At 65.8% G+C, this 19,904-nt stretch carries 15 protein-coding genes; 8 read left to right on the forward strand and 7 right to left on the reverse strand.

Annotation, left to right across the window (positions count from 1 at the left end):
• Positions 1-134: 134 nt before the first annotated feature.
• Both ACFDR9_RS21340 and ACFDR9_RS21345 read left to right on the forward strand, forming a co-directional pair.
• On the forward strand, positions 135-1,025 hold the full coding sequence (locus tag ACFDR9_RS21340; RefSeq protein ID WP_017877588.1) for an ABC transporter ATP-binding protein: 891 nt from the start codon (positions 135-137) through the stop codon (positions 1,023-1,025).
• A 9-nt stretch (positions 1,026-1,034) separates the two neighbouring features.
• A complete protein-coding gene (locus tag ACFDR9_RS21345) occupies positions 1,035-4,610 on the forward strand; it encodes an ABC transporter permease/M1 family aminopeptidase (RefSeq protein WP_409032269.1) in 3,576 nt (1,191 codons plus the stop codon).
• Between the two features lie 70 nt (positions 4,611-4,680).
• Here the strand turns inward: ACFDR9_RS21345 and ACFDR9_RS21350 are convergent, their stop codons facing one another.
• Positions 4,681-5,061 (reverse strand): hypothetical protein, encoded by a 381-nt coding sequence (locus ACFDR9_RS21350; RefSeq protein ID WP_232429719.1) that lies wholly within the window; start codon positions 5,059-5,061, stop codon positions 4,681-4,683.
• A 292-nt stretch (positions 5,062-5,353) separates the two neighbouring features.
• Between ACFDR9_RS21350 and ACFDR9_RS21355 the strand changes: the two genes are divergently transcribed.
• Positions 5,354-5,953, forward strand: a complete 600-nt coding sequence (locus ACFDR9_RS21355) for a transglutaminase family protein (protein ID WP_327076131.1) — start codon at positions 5,354-5,356, stop codon at positions 5,951-5,953.
• Positions 5,954-6,018: 65 nt separating this feature from the next.
• On the opposite strand, the gene ACFDR9_RS21360 is transcribed toward ACFDR9_RS21355, so the two are convergent.
• Positions 6,019-7,479 carry a catalase gene (locus ACFDR9_RS21360; protein ID WP_409032270.1) on the reverse strand — a complete coding sequence of 487 codons (1,461 nt, stop codon included), beginning with the start codon at positions 7,477-7,479 and terminating at the stop codon, positions 6,019-6,021.
• Between the two features lie 221 nt (positions 7,480-7,700).
• Complete coding sequence (locus tag ACFDR9_RS21365) at positions 7,701-8,576, reverse strand: MBL fold metallo-hydrolase (protein ID WP_327076133.1); 876 nt, start codon at positions 8,574-8,576, stop codon at positions 7,701-7,703.
• 255 nt (positions 8,577-8,831) lie between these two features.
• Here ACFDR9_RS21365 and ACFDR9_RS21370 point away from each other — a divergent pair, with 255 nt between their 5' ends.
• The 3 genes from ACFDR9_RS21370 to ACFDR9_RS21380 all read left to right on the forward strand — a co-directional run bounded on the left by ACFDR9_RS21370 (position 8,832) and on the right by ACFDR9_RS21380 (position 12,564).
• Positions 8,832-10,283, forward strand: a complete 1,452-nt coding sequence (locus tag ACFDR9_RS21370) for an alkaline phosphatase (RefSeq protein WP_409032271.1) — start codon at positions 8,832-8,834, stop codon at positions 10,281-10,283.
• Between the two features lie 47 nt (positions 10,284-10,330).
• Entirely contained in the window at positions 10,331-11,737 is a 1,407-nt protein-coding gene (locus tag ACFDR9_RS21375) for an alkaline phosphatase (protein ID WP_017877595.1), read from the forward strand.
• Between the two features lie 134 nt (positions 11,738-11,871).
• Positions 11,872-12,564 carry a hypothetical protein gene (locus ACFDR9_RS21380; RefSeq protein WP_327076134.1) on the forward strand — a complete coding sequence of 231 codons (693 nt, stop codon included), beginning with the start codon at positions 11,872-11,874 and terminating at the stop codon, positions 12,562-12,564.
• A 142-nt stretch (positions 12,565-12,706) separates the two neighbouring features.
• Here ACFDR9_RS21380 and ACFDR9_RS21385 read toward each other — a convergent pair whose 3' ends face one another.
• From ACFDR9_RS21385 to ACFDR9_RS21400, 4 genes are all read right to left on the reverse strand, one after another.
• Complete coding sequence (locus tag ACFDR9_RS21385; protein WP_327076135.1) at positions 12,707-15,391, reverse strand: DNA topoisomerase III; 2,685 nt, start codon at positions 15,389-15,391, stop codon at positions 12,707-12,709.
• Positions 15,392-15,664: 273 nt separating this feature from the next.
• Positions 15,665-16,132, reverse strand: a complete 468-nt coding sequence (locus tag ACFDR9_RS21390) for a DUF494 family protein (protein ID WP_026133082.1) — start codon at positions 16,130-16,132, stop codon at positions 15,665-15,667.
• 156 nt (positions 16,133-16,288) lie between these two features.
• The gene (dprA, locus tag ACFDR9_RS21395) at positions 16,289-17,413 is read right to left on the reverse strand and encodes a DNA-processing protein DprA (protein ID WP_327076136.1); all 1,125 of its coding nucleotides are present in this window, start codon (positions 17,411-17,413) and stop codon (positions 16,289-16,291) included.
• A gap of 7 nt (positions 17,414-17,420) precedes the next feature.
• Positions 17,421-18,521, reverse strand: a complete 1,101-nt coding sequence (locus ACFDR9_RS21400) for a LysM domain-containing protein (RefSeq protein ID WP_327076137.1) — start codon at positions 18,519-18,521, stop codon at positions 17,421-17,423.
• Positions 18,522-18,790: 269 nt separating this feature from the next.
• Between ACFDR9_RS21400 and def the strand changes: the two genes are divergently transcribed.
• Positions 18,791-19,333, forward strand: coding sequence for a peptide deformylase (gene def / locus ACFDR9_RS21405; protein WP_017877601.1), 543 nt, complete (start codon positions 18,791-18,793; stop codon positions 19,331-19,333).
• A gap of 76 nt (positions 19,334-19,409) precedes the next feature.
• On the forward strand, positions 19,410-19,904 hold a 495-nt coding region (locus ACFDR9_RS21410), incomplete at its 3' end, for a methionyl-tRNA formyltransferase (RefSeq protein WP_409032272.1).

Genomic DNA, 19,904 nt, shown 5'->3' on the forward strand with positions numbered 1-19,904 from the left:
GGGGAGTGAGAAAGACAACGCGGCGAACCACCACCCTCCGCCAATGGACCAGGTGGGACATAAACCCAGGTGAACGGGCGGGAGTATGTCCCTCCCCCCCCCCCCGGCCCCGGCACGCATAAGTGAGGAATGGCATGCAATTACAGATCCGCAACCTGTCTAAGACTTACAGCAACGGCGTCGTGGCGCTCGACAATATTTCGCTGACGATACCCAGCGGCATGTTCGGCCTGCTTGGCCCGAACGGCGCCGGCAAGTCGACGCTGATCCGCACCCTGGCCACGCTGCAGGAGTGCGACGCCGGCTCGGTGTTTTTCGGCGAGCTTGACGTGCTCGACGACAAGGACGAGATCCGCCGCCTGCTCGGCTACCTGCCGCAGGACTTCGGCCTGTATCCGAAGGTGACGGCCTACGAGCTGCTCGACCACTTCGCCGTGCTCAAGGGCCTGTCGAACCGGGCGCGGCGGCGCGAGGTCGTCGACGCCCTGCTGCAGCAAACCAATCTGTTCGACGTGCGCCACCAGCGCCTGGGCGGTTTTTCCGGCGGCATGCGCCAGCGCTTCGGCATCGCCCAGGCGCTGCTGGGCGACCCGCAACTGATCATCGTCGACGAACCCACCGCCGGCCTCGACCCGCAGGAGCGGGTGCGCTTCCACAACCTGCTCTCCGACATCGGCGACGACAAGACCGTGCTGCTGTCGACCCACATCGTCAGCGACGTCGCCGACCTGTGCGCCAACATGGCCATCATCAACAAGGGCCACCTGCTGCTGTGCGGCCAGACCCAGCAACTCATCGACGACGTCAGCTGCAAAATCTGGGCGCGCTTCGTCGACAAGAAGGAGCTGGCCAGCTTCCAGCAGCGCCACGCCGTCATCTCGACGCGGCTGCTGTCGGGCCGCACCCTGATCCACGTCTACAGCGACGACGACCCGGGCGACGGCTTCGAGGAGGCCATCGGCGACCTCGAAGACGTCTACTTCGCCACCATTGCCGGGCGCCACCGCGCCGCGGCCAATTGCTAAGGGCCGCGCATGCTTGCGATCGCCCTGTTCGAAGCGCGCCAGCGGCTGACGCGGCTGTCGACCTGGTTTTATTTCGTCGTCTTCCTGCTGCTGGCGGTGCTGTGGATGGCCGCCGCCGGCGGCGTCTTCAAGGAAGCCTACGTCAGCTTCGGCAGCAAGGTCGCGCTCAACTCCTCGCGCAGCATCGCCCTCACCTGCAGCTTCCTCGGCTGCTTCGGCGTGGTGGTGGTGGCGGCCATGATGGGCCGCTCGGTGCAGGAGGACGTCGAGTACGACATGCAGCACTTCTTCTTCAGCGCGCCGATCAAGAAGCGCCAGTACATCTTCGGCCGCTTCCTCGGCGCCTACCTGGTGCTGGCGGTGGTGTTCTCCAGCATCGTGCTGGGCGCCTGGCTGGGCACCTACGTGCCCGGCATCGAACCCGACCGGCTGGGGCCGCAGCGCCTGGCCGCCTACCTGATCCCCTACGCCTTCACGCTGCTGCCGAACCTGTTCATTTTCGGCGCCATCTTCTTTATCCTGGCGGCGCTGACGCGGCGCATGCTGCCGGTGTATATCAGCAGCGTCGTGATGCTGATCGGCTACCTGGTGGCGCCGTCGCTGGCGCGCGACCTCGACTACAAGACGCTGGCCGCGCTGATCGACCCGTTCGGCACCACCGCGGTGATCCGCCTGACCGAGTATTGGCCGGTGGCCGAGCGCAACCTGCGCCTGGTGCTGCCGGAGGGCGTCTACCTGAGCAACCGCCTGCTCTGGTCCTCGTTCGCGCTGGTCGCGTTGATGCTGGGCTACCGGCGCTTCCAGTTCAGCGCCACCTTCGACGCCGGCCACGGCCCGCGCGTCGCCGCCGAGCCGGCGCCGGGCCCGACGGCGACGGCCACGCGCACCCGGGAGGCGCCCGATTTCAAGCAGCGCAAGCTGGCCCCGCTGCTGCTGCAACTGAGCTGGCTGAACCTGCGCGAAACCGTCAAGAACATTTACTTCGCCGTCATCGTGCTGGCCGGCGTGCTGGCCATGTACGCCAACGCGCTCGACATGGACGCCATCTGCGGCGCCAGCAGCTATCCGGTGACGGAACGGGTGCTGGAAGTGGTCAGCGGCGCCTTCGCCCTGTTCATGCTGGTCATCACCACCTTCTACGCCGGCGAGCTGGTCTGGCGCGAGCGCGAAAGCCGCATCGCCCAGATGTTCGACGCGCTGCCCGTCCCCAGCTGGCTGGCGCTGCTGTCGAAACTGTTCGCGCTGATCGCCGTGCAGGCGCTGCTGCTGGTCGCCGTGATGCTCTGCGGCATGTCGATCCAAATCGCCAACGGCTACTTCCTGCTCGACCCCGGTCTCTATCTACAGCAACTGTTTTTGGTGCAACTGCCCGGCTACGCGCTGGTGGCGGTGCTGGCGATCGCCCTGCAAAGTATCATCAACCACAAATTCGTCGCCTTCTTCGCGATGATCCTGTACTACGCCGCCACCCTCACCTTCGGCACGCTCGGCCTGGGCGACCCGCTGATCCTGTATGCCAGCACGCCCGGCTACGTCTACTCGGCCATGAACGGCGACGGCCACTTCCTGCTGCGCGAGCGCTGGTATCAGTTGTACTGGTCCGGCGCGGCGTTGGTGCTGAGCGTGCTGGCCCTGGTGTTTTGGCCGCGCGGCGCCGACGCCGACTGGCGCATCCGCCTGCAACTGGCGCGCCACGCGCTGACCGGGCCGGTGCTGCGCGCGCTCGGCCTGGGCCTGGCCGTCTTCGTCGGCACCGGCGCGCTGTTGTACTACAGCCAGCACGTGCTCAACGACGTCAAGTCGGCGTACCAGCGCGACGCCGACCACGCCAGCTACGAGCGGCAGTACCAGCGCTTCGCCGCCGCGGCGCAGCCGCGCATCACCGCCGTCAAACTGGAGCTCGACATGTTGCCGGAACAGCGTACCCTGCTCGCCAAGGGCCGCTACCAGTTGCACAACAAGAGCGGCGTGCCGATCAGCGACGTCTTCATCCAGCAAGACACCGGCGCGGCCATCCGCGCGCTGCGCTTCGACACGCCGGTGCACACCGGCCTGAGCGACAAGCGCCTGGGATTTTACAGCTTCAAGCTGCTCAAGCCGCTGGCGCCGGGCGCCACGCTGGCGCTTGAATTCGACCTTGAATTCGCCCCGCGCGGCGCGCTCGGCCTGGGCCAGGACACGCCGGTGGTCGGCAACGGCAGCTTCGTCAGCAACGCCGTGCTGCCGCACATCGGCTACCAGCGCCGGCTCGAACTGCGCGACCCGCGCGACCGCAAGCGCCACGGCCTGCCGGCGCAGGAGCGCGCGCTGGCGCGCAACGATCCGCGCGGCCTGGCCGACAACACCCTGGCCGGCGACGCCGACTGGATCAGCTTCGAGGCCACCGTCAGCACCAGCCCGGACCAGATCGCCATCGCCCCGGGCACGCTGGAAAACGAGTGGATCGACAAGGGCCGCCACTACTACCACTACAAGATGGACCAGCCTATCCTCAACTTCTACGCCTTCCAGTCGGGCCGCTACGCGGTACGCCACGAGCGCTGGCAGGACGTCGCCATCGACGTCTACCACCACCCCGGCCACGAATACAACCTCGAGCGCATCACCGGCGGCGTGCGCGAAGCGCTGGAGTACTACAGCAAGCACTTCGGCCCCTACCAGCACAAGCAGGTGCGCGTGGTCGAGCTCCCGCGCTACGCCAAATTGGCGCAGTCCTTCCCCGCCACCATCGCGCTCTCGGAGGGGCTGGGTTTTATTGCCAAGGTCGACGACAACAACCCGAAGGACATCGACTACCCGTACTACGTGACGGCGCACGAGCTCGCGCACCAGTGGTGGGGCCACCAGCTGGTGGCCGGCAACACGCGCGGCGCCAGCGTGCTCAGCGAAACGCTGGCCGAGTATTCGGCGCTGATGGTGATGAAGAAAAGCTTCGGCCCGCACAAGATGCGGCGCTTCCTGCGCTACGACCTGCACCAGTATTTGATGGGGCGCGCCGAGGAAAACAAGAAGGAGCTGCCGCTGGCCGAGAACGAAGACCAGAACTACATCCACTACCACAAGGGCAGCCTGGCGCTGTACCTGCTGCAGGACATCGTCGGCGAAGACAAGGTCAACGGCGCGCTGCGCACCCTGCTGGCGCGCCACGCGCTGGCCGGGCCGCCGTATCCGAGCGTGACGACGCTGATCGAGGCGTTGCGCCGGGTGACGCCGCCGGCGCAGGCCTACCTGATCGACGACCTGTTCGAGTCCATCGTGCTGTACGAGAACCACGCGCTGGCGGCGAGCGCGCGCAAGCGTGCCGACGGCAAGTACGAGGTGACGCTGAAGGTGCACGCGACCAAGGTGCGGGCCGGTGAACTGGGCGAGGAACGAGACGCGCCGCTGAAGGACCTGATCGACATCGGCGTTGACGACAAGGACGGCAACAGCCTGCTGCGCGAACGCAAACTGATCGCGCAAAAGGAGAGCACGTACACGCTCGTGGTGAGCGGCAAACCGGCCAGGGCCGGCATCGATCCGGACAACAAACTCATCGACCGCAAGCCGGACGACAACATGATCGGCGTCGAGTTCAAGCAGTAGCTTGAAAACAACGGCAAAAAACCGCGGTCAGACCTGAAGCTTTGACCCCGGGGTGACGCCGTTGCTGTCGTCAGGCGTGCGGCCGCGCCGTCAGGCTCAGGCAAACGCCCATTTCCGCCAGCATGTTCAAGTCGTCCAGCGAGAGATCGAAGCTGGCCGGCGCCGGCAGCGCGGCGCCGCCGTCCAGGCCGATCTTCAACTCGGCCACAATGCGCGACTCGGTAAACGAAATCCCGCGCGAGCCGCACTCGGCCAGGTAGGCGCGGATCGGCTCGAGCAGCAGATCCGGGCTGCCGACCGCGATAATGTCGACCGTAAAACCCGAGTCGAGGTGGATGCGGCCGTTGCCGCGCGCATCGCCCTTGAGCCAATCGCTGGCCGGTTCCGTCGGCAGCGCCTCGCGGATCGCCTGGAGCATACGGTCGTCGCCGTACACGGTTAAAGACGCCATGTTCATATCAGTTTGCCTCGTATCGTCCGGCGCCGCATCGGGTAGCGGCGCCACAAGCTGGGTCATCCGCATTGCAGCCCGTTCGCTGATAGCAGAACATTGCAATGACGGCCATCTGGTGAGTCTACGCAAGGATGGGCATTATGTATACCTGGCAACATCAGATAGACGGCCGCAGGTTTGCGCCCGCGCAAGGCGCGCGTCTGAAACGCTGAAACATCCCCTCTCACTTGCCTATTTAAAAACAGGTTCAATTCGGCCATAATTGTCCTCCCACTTCAAGGAGCCACGCGTGACCGCCATCCAGCCCGACCTGACCCCCTTCCTCGCCGCCAGCGACATCATCGACTATCGCGACGCGGCAATTCAAGACTTGGCGCGCAGCCTGCGCGCCGACACGCCGCCAGCGAGCGCCAAGCGCTGCTTCGACTGGGTGCGCGACCAGATCGAGCACAGCATCGACTACCAACGCGACCAGGTCACGCTGACGGCGTCGCAGGCGCTGGCCGTCGGCACCGGGCTGTGCACGGCGAAGAGCCACCTGCTGGTGGCCCTGCTGCGCGCCAACGGCATCGCGGCCGGATTGTGCTACCAGCGCCTGACGCTGAGCGGCCCCAACCCGCCGCATTGCACCCACGGCTTCGTCGCGGTGTGGCTGGAGGGCAGCGGCTGGTATCGCTGCGACGCGCGCGGCAACAGCAAGCCCGGCATGGACTGCCAATTTACGCCCGGCGTGGAGAACTTGGCCTATCCGGTGCAGTATGAAGGCGAGTGTATTTACCCGCAGGTGTGGGCGCAGCCATGGCCGTCGCTGGTGGAGGGGATGCGCGCGCTGGGGTCGATTGCGCAGTATCGCGCCACGCCGATCGACGCGACGCCGCCGGCGCAGTAAAAAACAGCGCGCCGGCGACCCCGTTGCTTGAAACGCAGCACACCACCCGGCGGGGAAGGCCTCGCTTACATCGCGTTACGCGCGCTCAAGGCCGCGCGCACGCCGGCGCCGTAGGCCGGGTCGGCCTTGTCGAAATGTCCCAACTGGCGCTGCAGGATGTCGGCGTCGACCTGGCTCAGCGGCCCGGCCAGGTTGTCGAACAGGTTCTGCCTGCCCTGCTGCGTCAGTACGCGGAACAGGTTGCCGGCCTGGGTGAAGTCGTCTTCCACGCCGCGGCCGTCGTAGCGGGCGGCGCCGCCTTCCAGCGCCAGCGTCGGCTCGCCGTGGCCCAGCCCGACAGGATTGCTGCCGGCCGCTTCCACCGTCGCGTAGTTGGGCGCGGCGCCGCCGTTGTGGATCGCCATCGCGCCGTCGCGCTGCTGGTTGTGGAACGGGCAGCGCGCCGCGTTCACCGGCAGGTGCTGGTGGTTGGTGCCGACCCGGTGCAGCGCGGCGTCGTGGTAGGCGAACAAACGCCCCTGCAGCATTTTATCCGGCGAGTACCCCATGCCCGGCACCGCGTTGGAAGGCGAAAACGCCGCCTGCTCGACTTCGGCGTGGTAGTTGTCGGGATTGCGGTTCAGTTCGAACACGCCGACCGGTTTCAAAGGGAAGTCGCCGTGCGGCCAAACCTTGGTCAGGTCGAAAGGGTTCCAGCCGGTGCGCGCCTCCCACTCGGCCAACTGGGCCTCGGTGGCCACTTGCAGCTTGACGTCCCAGCGCGGGAAATCGGCCTTGCCGATGGCGCCGAACAGGTCGCGCTGGGCGTAGTCCGGGTCGTCGCCGGCCAGGCGCCCGGCCTCTTTCGCGCTCAGGTTCTTGATGCCCTGGCGGGTCTTGAAGTGCCATTTGACGTAGACGCGTTCGCCCCTGTCGTTGATCAGGCTGTAGGTGTGGCTGCCGAAGCCGTCCATGTGGCGGAAGCCGTCCGGCGTGCCGCGGTCGGAAAACAGCATCGTCACCTGGTGCAGGCTTTCCGGCGCCTTGCTCCAGAAGTCGAACATCATGTTGGCCGACTTCAGGTTCGATTGCGGGTCGCGCTTCTGGGTATGCACGAAGTCGGGGAATTTGATCGGGTCCTTGATGAAGAACATCGGCGTGTTGTTGCCGACCAGGTCCCAGTTGCCTTCTTCGGTGTAGAAACGCAGCGCGAAGCCGCGCGGGTCGCGTTCGGTGTCGGCGCTGCCGCGCTCGCCGCCGACGGTGGAGAAGCGCGCGAAGGTCGCGGTCTGCTTGCCCACTTCGCTGAACAATTTGGCCTTGGTGTAGCCGCTAATGTCGTGGGTGACGGTGAAGGTGCCGTAGGCGCCCGAGCCTTTGGCGTGGACCACGCGCTCCGGGATGCGCTCGCGGTTGAAATGCTGGAGTTTCTCGATCAGGTGAAAATCCTGCAACAGCAACGGGCCGCGCGCACCCGCGCTGATCGAATTCTGGTTGTCGGCGACGGGAATGCCCGATGCGGTGCTGATTGGCGGTTTCTGACTCATGGCTTGTTCCTTCGTTGTTGTCATTCGGATATAAGGATACTAAGCAGTACGGAGGAAAAGGTAAAGCCAATTACTTATATGCACTCGATAGCTTTTACAAATGAAAAAATAAAAGGCCGTGCGTCGCGGCGCGGCACGCTTGGTCTTTTAACTATCTGCGGCACAGCGCAGCTGGCCGAAGGTGTAGTGCGGTGTCGCTATGGCCGCCGCCGCCGCTGTCGCTACCACTTCATTTCGCCCTTGGCGACCTTGGCGCTGGTGCTCAGCGCCGCGTCCAGGCCGGCGTCCGGATACTGCCGCTTCATGTCGGCGATCAACTCGGCCGAGTTGGCGGCCTTGGCGGTGGCCGCCTCGAAGCGCACCAGATAGTCGCGGGTGTAGGCGATGCTCTGCGGTGTCAGCGCGGCGCCCACCTTGAAGTGGCCGGGCACCACCGTCACAGGCTTTAGCGCGGCGATGCCGGCCAGCGTGCCGAGCCAGTCCTGGCGCGACTGCGCGCTCTGCGTGTCGGCGGTCCACACGTGCAGGTCGTTGAACAGCACCACGCCGCCGACTACCGCTTTGATCGAAGGAATCCATACGTAGCTACGCTCCGGCGACGGACCCGAGATCGTCAATGTCTGCCCTTCCAGCGTAATCTCGTTGCCTTGCAGCGGTTCCGGCATGACGATGCCCCGCGGCGCGTTCTGCTTCAGGATCGGCCCCCAATAAGCGACCTTGGCCGTGGCTTTCTTTTCCATCGCGGCGATGGTCTGCGGCGTCGCGACAATCTTGGCTTCGGGGAAGGCCGCCTTGACGACGTCCAGGCCGAAGTAGAAGTCAGGGTCGCCGTGGCTGATATAGACCGTGGTCAGCTTCTTGCCGCTGGCGCGGATCTGCTCGACCAGTTTGAGCGCTTCGCCGCGGGAGAACTGGGCGTCGATCAAGACCGCGTCGGTCTTGCCGCTTACCAGCACTGAGGCCACCGGGAAGATCGCCGCCTCGCCCGGATTGAACACTTCCAGCTTGAGTGGCGCCGGCGCGGCGGCCGAGGCCGGGGCCACGCCGACAACGGCAGCGGCGACCAGTGCGGCGAACAGGGTGCTTGGCTTGAACATGATAGAGACCTTTGCGATGTGATTGGAATGAACGCATCTTACGTTGCTTAATCCGCATGAAATACGGGGAAAAGTGCAATGGTTAATTGCTTCATTCGGATGAATGCAAGCGTGAAGGTGTAGATCGGCTTAGGCCGAACGGCGGCCCGGTAGCGGATTTTCCGCGGCCACCGGTGGTCGGGCCAGCCGCCCTGGTCATCGGCGTGTCATAAAGTCTTGTTACATTCGCAGCTTTTCACAGCCCGGATCAAGCACATGACACGCAGACACCTCACCGCCGCTGGACTCAGCGTCGCTATCACCATGATGCTGGCCGCCTGCGGCAGCGATACCAAGAAGGAAACCGAGGTAGTCGCGGAAGCGCCCAAGAACGTCATTTTCTTCCTCGGCGACGGCATGGGTATGACCACCATGACCGCCGCGCGCATCTACGCCGTCGGCGAAGACGGCGAACTGACCATGGACACGCTGCCGGAAACGGCCTTCGTCAAAACCTTCTCGAACGACGCCCAAGTGACCGACAGCGCGCCGTCGATGTCGGCCTATATGACCGGCGTCAAGATGAACAATGAAGTGCTGTCGATGTCGCAGGACACCAAGGCGGTCGACCCGATCGCCGACGCCAACGGCAACAAGCTGGGCAACAACTGCGGCGCCGCCAACGGCAAGCCCGCCACCACGCTGCTGGAACTGGCCAAGGCCAAGGGCCTGTCGGCCGGCGTCGTCACGACCACCCGCGTCACCCACGCCACGCCGGCGGCGACCTATTCGCACATCTGCCACCGCGACCTGGAAAACGATATCGCCACGGCCATGGTGCCGGGCGGCGCCGGCTACAACAGCGCGCTGGGCGCGACCGGCCTGGACGTCGTGCTGGGCGGCGGCAAGCAGTTTTTCACGCCGTTCAAGGACGGCGGCAAGCGCGCCGACGGCCGCGACCTGGTCGCCGAAATGAAGGCGAAAAACTACACGGTGGCCGCCAACGCGAGCGAATTCAACGCGCTCGACGCCGGCAAGACCGAGCGCCTGTTCGGCCTGTTCACGTCCAGCCACATGAGCTACGACCTGGACCGCGACGCCGCCAAGGAACCAAGCCTGGCCGACATGACCACCAAGGCGATGGACGTGCTGGCGAAAAACAAGAAGGGCTACTTCCTGATGGTCGAGGGCGGCCGCATCGACCACGCGCTGCATGAAACCACCGCCAAGAAGGCGCTGCAAGACACCGTCGCCTTCGACAACGCCATCAAGGCCGCCATCGCCAAGGCGAAACTCAGCGACCCGACGCTGGCCAACACGCTGATCGTCGTCACCGCCGACCACGACCACACGCTGGTGCTGAACGGCTACGCCAAGCGCACCGGCAAAACCGAAGCCGGCAAGCCGGGCGTGCTGGGCCTGGTGAAGGACTACGTCACCGGCGTCGCCGTCAAGGACGCCGACGGCGCGCCGTACTCGATCATCGGTTTCGGCAACGGCGAAAACCGCACGCAGGCCAGCCGCGCCAGCTTGGCGGGCCTGGACGACAGCGTTACCGGCGCCAACGCCTACCACCAGGAAGCGGTGGTCCGTACGGCGGTCGGCGGCGAAACCCACGGCGGCGCCGACGTCTTCCTGGGCGCCGTCGGCAAGGGCGCCGACAGCTTCCTCGGCACCATCGACAACACCAAAGTATTCGGCCTGGTAAAAAACGCCGCCGGCCTGTAATCGTCAAAAAAACGCGTCAAGAACGCATCAAGAACGGGATATCCAAGATGAAACCTACCCTGAACCACACCCTGCTGGGCGCCGCCCTGGCCGCGCTGTTCGCCAACGGCGCCTGCGCCGCCGACGCCAAGAACGTCATCTTCTTCCTCGGCGACGGCATGGGTCCGACCACCGTGACCGCCGCGCGCATTTACCAGTACGGTGAAGACGGCAGCCTGGCCATGGACAAGCTGGAGCGCACCGCGCGCATCAAGACCTACTCGAACGACGCCCAGACCACCGACAGCGCGCCGTCGATGGCCGCCTACATGACCGGGGTCAAAATGAACAATGAAGTGGTCTCGATGTCGGCCGACACCGTCGCCACGGACCCGGGCAGGGACGCCAACGGCAACCTCGGCGTCAACAACTGCGCCGCCGGCAACGGCAAGGCCGCCGCCACCATCCTCGAACTGGCCAAGGCCAGCGGCAAGGCGGTCGGCGCGATCACCACCACCGAACTGACCCACGCGACCCCGGCGGCGACGTTCTCGCACATTTGCAACCGCAACGCGCAATACGCCATCGCCGCGCAGGTGGTGCCGGGCGGCGCCGGCTACAACGCCGCGCTGGCCGACGGCGTCGACGTGCTGATGGGCGGCGGCCGCAACCACTTCACGCCGTTCGCGGCGGCAAGCAACAGCAAAGGCCGCGCCGACGGACGCGACCTGCTGGCCGAACTGGCGGCCAAGGGCTACACGGTGGCCGCGACCAAGGCGCAAATGGCGGCGGCGCCGAACAACAAGAAGTTCATCGGCCTGTACAGCAGCAAGAGCCACCTGGAGTATGAGCTGGACCGCGGCGCCACGCCGCCGAAGGGTGAAGGGGCGAACCAGCCCAGCCTGGCCGAGATGACGGTCAAGGCGATGGACCTGTTGTCCGGCAACGGCAAGGGTTACTTCCTGATGGTCGAGGGCGGCCGCATCGACCACGCGTTGCACGGCACCAACGCCAAGCGCGCGCTGACCGACACCGTCGCCTTCGACGACGCCATCAAGGCGGCGCTGGACAAGGCCAGGCAAAGCGACCCGACGCTGGCCAACACGCTCATCGTCGTCACCGCCGACCACGACCACACGCTGGCGTTCAACGGCTACGGCAAGCGCGGCAACCCCATCCTCGACATCAACCGCAACTACAAGGACGGCAAACCGAGCCTGGACGCCGACGGCAACAGCTACACCACCCTGGTGTTCGGCAACGGCCCGAACCGTCCCAACCTGCGCACCAGCGTCGACAGCGCCACCGCGCTGGGCAACGACTACCTGCAGGAAACCGGCGTGCGCCTGTCGAGCGAAACCCACGGCGGCGGCGACGTGAAACTGCTGGCCACCGGCGCCGGCGCGAAAAGCTTCAAAGGCACGCTGGACAACACCAAAGTGTTCAGCCTGCTCAAGTCCGCCTTCGGCCTCTAGGAAATGTAGCTCGGGTTAGCCCGACCACGTTGGCCCGGAGCGGCGCGGCCCGCTTCGGCCAACATGGTCGGATGACGCGTCCCGCTCATCCGACCTACCACACGCTGGCTTAACGCACACGAAAAAGACCACACATGAAATCGCCTACCCTCCTCCTCGCCGGCGCCTTGCTGAGCGCCCTCGCCCAAGCGGCCGCCCCGGCGCCCGACCTCGACCTGACCATCCAGTACTACAGCCGCGCGCAAACAGCGGAAGGCGTTACGCGCGAGAGCCGCTACGAAGAAGTCATGCTGCGCCGCCCGGGCCACGTCTGGATCGAGCGCGTGCTGCCCAAGGCGGCCGCCGCGCCGCTCGGCAAAAAGGTCGGGTTCAAGCCCGCGCAACACGAGCACAAGGAATTCAACCACGTGTTGACGCCGCGCCACGTCATGCTGGAGAAGAACCAGGTGCGCCTGGAATTCATCGACGCCCCCAAGCGGGAATTGATCGCGGTTCCCGCCAGCGACTACGACAACGTCGATTTCGACGGTTCCTGGGACAACAGTTTCTATCTGGCGAACCCGACACTGGTGGCCGCCATGCCCTTGTCGAAGCAAGCCTCCAGCGTGGCCGGCGCGCGCTGGCACGAAGTCGAGAAAAACGGCGTGTACCAGCGCGTGCTGTGGGACGAGCAGCGGCAGATCGCCTTGACCATCGAAAGCGGCGACAAGGCCAACACCTTTTACCGCCGGGTCGACGCCAAGCCGCTGGCCAGCCTGAGCCGCGCATTGCCGTGGAGCCGGGTCGCCGGCTACGCCCAGAAAGAGTACTCCGACTTCCTCGATTGAGCGCCCGCCAAGCGCGACCGGGGTTCGACGCCGAAGGCTCGTTGCCGCCGGCTTTTATGGCCGTATCGGCCCGCTAAAACGGCGAAAAAAAACGGCGGCGGCACCTGGGTGCCGTCGCCGTTTTTGTTTGCGCCAACGCCGTTTATTCGACCGTGGCGGCTTTCTTGGCCGGGGCTTTTTTCACCGCGGCTTTTTTCACCGCCGGCTTTTTGACCGCGGCTTTTTTGGCCGGCGCCTTGGCGGCGGCGGCTTTTTTCACCGTTGCCTTGGCCGGCGCGCCGTCTTCACCCTCGGCGCCGTCGACCGGGTCGGCGACCGCGGCCGCCTTGCCCTTGGCCGGCGCCTTGGCTTTGCGCTCTTCGAATTCGAAGCTGATCTTGCCGTCCTTGCCCTTGACCAGGAAGGCCTTGAACGGACGGCGGGTGCGCTGCGAGACGAAGCCGGGCATCAAATCGGTCTTGCCGTCGTTGAGCAGCTTGACCATTTGCTCGGGCAGGATTTCCTGCTGCAAGATGATGCGGCCGCTGCGGAAATCGCAGGTCTTCGGTTTCGCCATGCTGTGCTCGCATACGTACGCCAGGCCCATCTCGTAGACGTTGGCGGCGCATTTCGGGCACGGCCCCAGCGCGGTCTGGCCGGTAAAGTCGACCGGCTCGGCGTTCTCGTCGTCGTCGTTCTGGCCGAAGTCGAACTCCAGTTTGAAGTTGCTGATGTCCTCGTCGCGCACGATGCGCAGGATCGCCGCGAACGGCCGCCCCATCTTCGAGCGGAAGCCCTGCAGCGGGCCGATGGTGCGCTTCTCCAGCAGTTCCTCGACCTCGGCGATTTCGAACTGGCGGCTGCCCGGCGTCTTGCTCATCGAGAAGTCGCACTTGGTGCAGGCGAAGCGGCGGTAGTTTTCCTTCACCACGCTGCCGCAGTTCGGGCACGCCGTCGTCATCGTCGTGTAGTCGCCGGGAATGGTGTCGTTGTCGTATTCCTTGGCGCGCTTGACGATGATTTGCGTCATCTGGGCGATTTCACGCATGAACTCGTCGCGCGAGATCTTGCCCTTTTCCATCTGCGACAGCTTGTATTCCCACTCGCCGGTCAATTCCGGCGCGGTCAACTCGTTGACGCCGAGGCCGCGCAGCAAGGTCATCAGCTGCGACGCCTTGGCGGTCGGGATCAGCTCGCGCCCTTCGCGGATCAGGTAGCGCTCGGTCAGCAAGCCCTCGATGGTGGCCGCGCGCGTCGCCGGCGTGCCCAGGCCCTTGCCGGCCATGGCGTCGCGCAACTCGTCGTCGTCGATCAGCTTGCCGGCGCCCTCCATGGCCGACAGCAACGTCGCCTCGGTGTAGCGCGCCGGCGGCTTGGTCACCAGGGCGTTGGCGCCGACCTTGTCGGTGTGCACCTTCTCGCCCTTGGCCACCGGCACCAGGTTGCCGTTGCCGTTCGCTTCCTTGTCCTCGTCGGTCGACGCTTCCTTGCCGTAGATCGCCAGCCAACCCGGGTTGGTCATGACCTTGCCCTCGGTTTTGAACTGGTGGCCGCTCACTTCGGTGTAGCGGGTGGTGACCTGGAACTCGGCCGGCGGGAAGAACACCGCCATGAAGCGGCGCGTCACCAGGTCGTACAGCTTCTGCTCCGGCTCGGACAGGTTCTTCGGCGCGATCGTCGTCGGGATGATCGCGAAGTGATCCGAGATCTTGGTGTTGTCGAAGATGCGCTTGTTCGGCTTGACCCAGCCCTTGTCGATGATCTGCTTGGCGAACTGGTGGTAGTTGTTGTTCTCCATCACCGTTTCGAGCGCCTGCACCACGGTCGGGATGTAGTCTTCCGGCAGGTGGCGCGAATCGGTACGCGGGTAGGTCAGCACCTTGTGCTTTTCATACAGCGCCTGGGCCAGGCCGAGCGTGTTCTTGGCCGAGAAGCCGAAGCGCGAGTTGGCCTCGCGCTGCAGGCTGGTCAGGTCGAACAGGCCGGGCGCCATCGAGGTGGTCGGCTTGGATTCCTCGGTGACGTTGCCCTGGCGGCCGCGGCAGGCGGTGGCGATCGAATCGGCGGCGGTCTTGCTCCACAGGCGCTCGGCGCGCTTTTCAGGGTCGTTCTCGTCCTTCTTGAAGGCGGTGTCGAGCCAGCGGCCCTCGTAGATGCCGGCCGCGCAGACGAACTCGGCGCGCACCTCCCAGAAGTCGCGCGAGACGAATTTCTTGATCTTCTCTTCGCGCTCGACGACGATCGACAGCGTCGGCGTCTGCACCCGGCCGACGGTGGTCAGGTAGAAGCCGCCCTCTTTCGAGTTGAACGCGGTCATCGCGCGGGTACCGTTGATGCCGATCAACCAATCGGCTTCCGAACGGCAGCGCGCGGCGTCGGCCAGCGGCAGCATGTCCTCGTCGCTGCGCAGGTTGCTGAAGCCGTCGCGGATCGCGCCCGGCGTCATCGACTGCAGCCACAGGCGCTTGACCGGTTGCTTGGCCTTGGCGTTTTGCGCGATCAGGCGGAAAATCAGCTCGCCTTCGCGCCCGGCATCGCAGGCGTTGATGAGGGTCGTCACGTCTTTGCGTTTGATCAACCGGTTCAATACTTTGAGGCGCGCCTCGGTTTTGGCGATCGGGTTCAGCGCGAAGTACGGCGGAATCATCGGCAGGTGGGCGAAGCTCCATTTGCCGCGCTTGACGTCGTGCTCTTCGGGCACGGCGATTTCCAGCAGATGGCCGACGGCCGACGACAGCACGTATTCGTCCGATTCAAAGTACTCATCGTGCTTGGTAAAGCCGCCAAGCGTCTTCGCGATATCGTTCGCGACAGAAGGCTTCTCGGCGATGATGAGGGTTTTGGTCATATATGTGGTCTCGAAAAATGCTCTAGGGTTGGTTCAGCAAGCGCATCATACAGTGCATCGAAGGCGCCAGCGCGTTTGTCTACCCGGCACTGTCTATGGAATAGTATTGTCAAGCGGCCAATGATAAGCGCGTTGCCGACAAATCCGCAAGGGCCGCGCCGGGGCTGCGGCGGGTACGCCGACAAGTGTTGCGGGAATCGATACGGTTTGATGGCGGTGTGGCTGCGCCCGCGCCGGCACGCCGGCGGCAACGGGCAAACAGGGTGTAATTCCTCAGTGCAGCAAACGCGGCGCCGCCTGCTCGTCGTCGCCGCCGAACAGGTCGTCGAACATCAGCGCGTCCGGCTCCTTGCCCTGGCTCCACAAGAGCATCAGCACGATCACCTTCAGCTTGCCCAGCGACACCGGCGCCTCGTCCAGCGCCAGCGCGCGCTCGATGACGATTTCGCGTTGCTGCGAGCTGAGCACCTTGGCGCTTTCGAGGAACTGGATGAAGCCGATTGCCGCCGTGCCCAGCGCCTCGCTCTCCTCGGCCACGTAGAAGCGGGTGCCGGTCGACTCGGTCGTCAGCGACAGCGCGGCGCCGGCCATGGCATTGAGGTCGGTCAACCAGTCCAGCGCCTCGGAAATCTCCTCGTCGTCGAAACCGACGGCCGACAGTTTCTTCGCCAACGCGGCCGGTTCAGGGCAGGCGTCGGGACGGTAATAAGTCTCGTAGAGATAAACTAGGATGTCGAACATGGCTCTACTCTATCAGTTAAGCTCCTTGCGGCACAAGGGCAAGCGCGCGCACGTTCGCGTAGCGTAGGCCGGATGAGCGCAGCGTCATCCGACGCCGGGCCGCCGCCGCCGACGCCAGTCGGGCCTGAGCCGACCTGCGCAAAGCGCGCTATCTAATTAGAGCACGGTGCGCTGGAAGGTGCCGCCGGGCAGGCGCTCGACCAGGCCGGCCAGCTCCAGTTCGAGCAACTGGCCGACGACGCCGGCGACGTCGAGGCCGGCGCGCGCGGCCAGCGTGTCGGCGTCGGCAGGGTCGAAACCCAGCGCCGCCAGCAGCGCGGCGTGGCGCGTCGGGCCGGCGCCGGGCCGGTGCGCCGGCGCCAGCCCGGGCGGCAGCGGCAACTTCAGCTCGTCGAGCACGTCGGCCGCCGTCTCGACCAGCTTGGCGCCCTGCTTGATCAGCTTGTGGCAGCCCTTCGCCAACGTTGCGTGGATCGAGCCGGGAATGGCGAAGACGTCGCGGCCCTGTTCGCCGGCCAGGCGCGCCGTGATTAGCGAACCGGAGCGCGCCGCCGCCTCGACCACCAGCACGCCCAGCGACAGGCCGCTGATCAGGCGGTTGCGGCGCGGGAAGTTGGCCGGCGCCGCCGGCCAGCCCAGCGGGTATTCGCTGACGATACAGCCGCGCTCGCCGATGCGCTGCGACAGCGTCCGGTTGGCCGGCGGGTACACCAGGTCGGCGCCGGTGCCGATCACGGCGACGGTCGAGCCGGCCCCGCGCAGGCCGCCCTCGTGGGCGGCGGTGTCGATGCCCAGGGCCAATCCCGAGACGATGGTCAGGCCCGCCTCGCTGAGCGCGTGGGAAAAACGGCCGGCGTTGGCCACGCCCTGCGCGCTGGCGCTGCGCGCGCCCACCACCGCCAGCGCCGCGCGCGCCAGCAACGCGCAGCGGCCCTTGGCGTACAGCAGCAGCGGCGGATCGGCGATGTCGAGCAGGCTGCGTGGATAGGCGGCGTCGGCCAGCGTCAGCACGGCGTTGCCGGGCGCCGCCAGCCACGCCAGCACGGCGTCGTGGCGGCGCGCCAGCCCGTCCGGCGGCGGCGCCAGCAGCGCCGCGGCGCCGGCCGCGCCAACCACCTCGCGCAAGGCGGCGTGGCTGGCGGCGAAAATCTGCCCCGGCAGGCCGAAGCGGGCCAGCAGTTGGCGCGCCGTCACCGGACCGACGCCCGCCACGTCCTGCAGCCGCAGCCAGTGCAGCAGGTCGTCGGCGGGTTCGGGGGGCGGGGTGTCCGTGGCTGGCACGGCGGCGTTACTCCGGTGAGGCGGCGACGTCGCCGACTTGCACCGGCTCGGTGACCTGCATGATCAAGCCATACGCGATATGCTTGAAGACGCGGAAAACAAACAGGCTGCCGTATTGCTCGTCGGGCAGCTTGACCTCCGGTTTGCCCATGCCGTGCCAGCCTTTGGCGCCGGTCGTGTCGCTCACCGTCTTGCCGTTATGGTACAGCTGCAGCACGGAGCCGATGTCGAGCCCGTCAAGCGAGCCGCGATTAACGCTGACGATCTGGCTCTGGCCAGCGTAGTTGACGCCGCCGTAGACCGACATCACGCGCGCGTTGACCTGGCGCTCGGGCGGGTGCGGCACGTAGTTGCGCATCGGCGTGGGCGGCGCCTGCAGCAACTGGTCGCCGCTGCCCATCTCCTGGTTGGCGCTGGCGACGACGAAGGTGTGCACCTCGCTGCCGGGCTTGGCCTCGGCGCGCAGCATCACCGTGCCGAGGTAGAAGGCCTCGTAGCCGATGACCTTCTCGGTGTCCGGGTCCTTCAGCGGCTTGCCGGGACGGAACACCTGGAACGAGGTGCCGCCCTGCAGGTCGCCGCGCACATAGGCCTTGTCGTCCTTGCCCAGGAATAAATGGTTCTCTTGCGTGGCGATGATGCGCGGCGCCCCGTTCAGCTCGTCCGGTTCGACGATCAGGGGCTGGCTCAGGAAGGGCTCGATGACGCCCGAGGGGATCGACGCCACCGCGTCCTTGCCCAGGCCCTCGACCCGCAACTGCGGCGACAGGCGGGTGTCGCCCGGCTGGCCGGCGCCGCCGTTGTCGCCGACCAGCCGGCCCAGCCGCAGGCGCCCGGCGGCGCGGTCCAGGTAGACGATCTGGCCCGGGTAAATCCAGTGCGGATTGCGGATTTCCTCGCGGTTCATGCCCCAGACCTGGCCCCAGCACCAGGGATGTTCGAGGAATTTGCCGGAAATACCCCACAGCGTGTCGCCTTTGACGACCTCGTGCTGGTCCGGCGCGTTCGGCAAAAATTCGCAAGTGGCCGCGGCGGCCGGGTTGGCCGCGCCGCCCGCAAAAAGCGCGGCAAACACAAGGCGCGTCCCGACTGTGCTAAAATTTTCCATTAATAGGTCCGTAAAGTGCGCCGTAAAGTGCGGCATCGCCATGAAACCGAAGCGCGTCCGAGCCGGCGCTGCCAGGAAATACGCTACCCTATCGACGATAAGGCTTGCCGAACTGAATCAAATTCTGCCCATAAAACCTTGAACTAGCAAGAAAAACCGCGCTGCGGCCACCCCGGCGGCTGTTGCGTTTTGGTTCACGCAAGATTATGTCGCCAGGCCCGTTAGCGCAAGCAGCACCAATTTAACCCACCCAGCCCAACCGAACTCGTATGTCCATACTTAATATTCTCCGCTATCCCGACCCGCGCCTGCACACGGTCGCCAAACCCGTCAGCGTGTTCGACGCCCGCCTGGCGCAACTGGTGGCCGACATGGCCGAAACCATGTACGACGCGCCCGGCGTCGGCCTGGCCGCGTCGCAGGTCGACGTGCACCAGCAACTGCTGATCATCGACGTCACCGAAACCAAGGACGCCTTGCAGGTGTTCATCAACCCCGAAATCACCTGGGCCAGCCCGGAGATGGAAGTCTACGACGAAGGCTGCCTGTCGGTGCCCGGCGTGTACGACGGCGTCAACCGCCACGCCCAGGTCAAGGTGCGCGCGCTCGACTTGCAGGGCCAGCCCTTCGAAGTCAGCGCCGACGGCCTGCTGGCCGTCTGCATCCAGCACGAGATGGACCATTTGCTGGGCAAGGTCTTCGTCGACTACCTGTCGCCGCTCAAGCGCAACCGCATCAAGGCCAAGATGGTCAAGGAAATCCGCGGCCTGGAACGCGAGGCGTCGCTGCGCGCGCAAGGGCGCCGCTACTGATTGTCCGGTCACCGGGCGGCCCGCGCGGGCGCCCGCAAGTAAGGTGGCGCCCGCGCGCCACAAGCCAAGGAGTACTATGAAAGTGATCTTTGCAGGCACGCCGGAATTCGCCGCCGTCGCGCTCCAGTCGCTGCTCGAAGCCGGTTTCGAGGTGCCGCTGGTGTTGACCCAGCCCGACCGCCCGGCCGGACGCGGCATGCAACTGCACGCCTCGGCCGTCAAGCAACTGGCGCAGCGCCATGGCATCGAGGTGCTGCAACCGCTGTCGCTGCGCCAGGACAGCAAGGATCCGCAGCGCGCGGCCGAGGCCCAGGCGGCGCACCAGCGCCTGCTGGCGGCCGACTACGACGTCATGGTGGTGGCCGCCTACGGCCTGATCCTGCCGCGCAGCACGCTCGACATCCGGCCCTGCGTCAACATCCACGGCTCGCTGCTGCCGCGCTGGGGGGGGGGGGGGGGGGCCCCCCCCCCCCCCACACCCCACACAAACAAAAAAAACACAAACACCACACAAACAAAAAAAAAACGGGAAACAAGGCCGATGCCGGCACTCGAGCCCACCACAACCGCC

Origin of the sequence: Janthinobacterium sp. CG_23.3, from assembly GCF_046115965.1 — a bacterium.
In the GTDB taxonomy this organism is placed as follows: domain Bacteria; phylum Pseudomonadota; class Gammaproteobacteria; order Burkholderiales; family Burkholderiaceae_D; genus Janthinobacterium.

Coding starts and splice junctions, on each gene's coding strand:
- ACFDR9_RS21400 (WP_327076137.1), bottom strand. CDS start 18,521: ATGGAAAATTTTAGCACAGTCGGGACGCGCCTTGTGTTTGCCGCGCTT.
- ACFDR9_RS21375 (WP_017877595.1), top strand. CDS start 10,331: ATGAAACCTACCCTGAACCACACCCTGCTGGGCGCCGCCCTGGCCGCG.
- ACFDR9_RS21340 (WP_017877588.1), top strand. CDS start 135: ATGCAATTACAGATCCGCAACCTGTCTAAGACTTACAGCAACGGCGTC.
- def (WP_017877601.1), top strand. CDS start 18,791: ATGTCCATACTTAATATTCTCCGCTATCCCGACCCGCGCCTGCACACG.
- ACFDR9_RS21350 (WP_232429719.1), bottom strand. CDS start 5,061: ATGGCGTCTTTAACCGTGTACGGCGACGACCGTATGCTCCAGGCGATC.
- ACFDR9_RS21370 (WP_409032271.1), top strand. CDS start 8,832: ATGACACGCAGACACCTCACCGCCGCTGGACTCAGCGTCGCTATCACC.
- ACFDR9_RS21360 (WP_409032270.1), bottom strand. CDS start 7,479: ATGAGTCAGAAACCGCCAATCAGCACCGCATCGGGCATTCCCGTCGCC.
- ACFDR9_RS21390 (WP_026133082.1), bottom strand. CDS start 16,132: ATGTTCGACATCCTAGTTTATCTCTACGAGACTTATTACCGTCCCGAC.
- ACFDR9_RS21385 (WP_327076135.1), bottom strand. CDS start 15,391: ATGACCAAAACCCTCATCATCGCCGAGAAGCCTTCTGTCGCGAACGAT.
- ACFDR9_RS21380 (WP_327076134.1), top strand. CDS start 11,872: ATGAAATCGCCTACCCTCCTCCTCGCCGGCGCCTTGCTGAGCGCCCTC.
- ACFDR9_RS21345 (WP_409032269.1), top strand. CDS start 1,035: ATGCTTGCGATCGCCCTGTTCGAAGCGCGCCAGCGGCTGACGCGGCTG.
- ACFDR9_RS21365 (WP_327076133.1), bottom strand. CDS start 8,576: ATGTTCAAGCCAAGCACCCTGTTCGCCGCACTGGTCGCCGCTGCCGTT.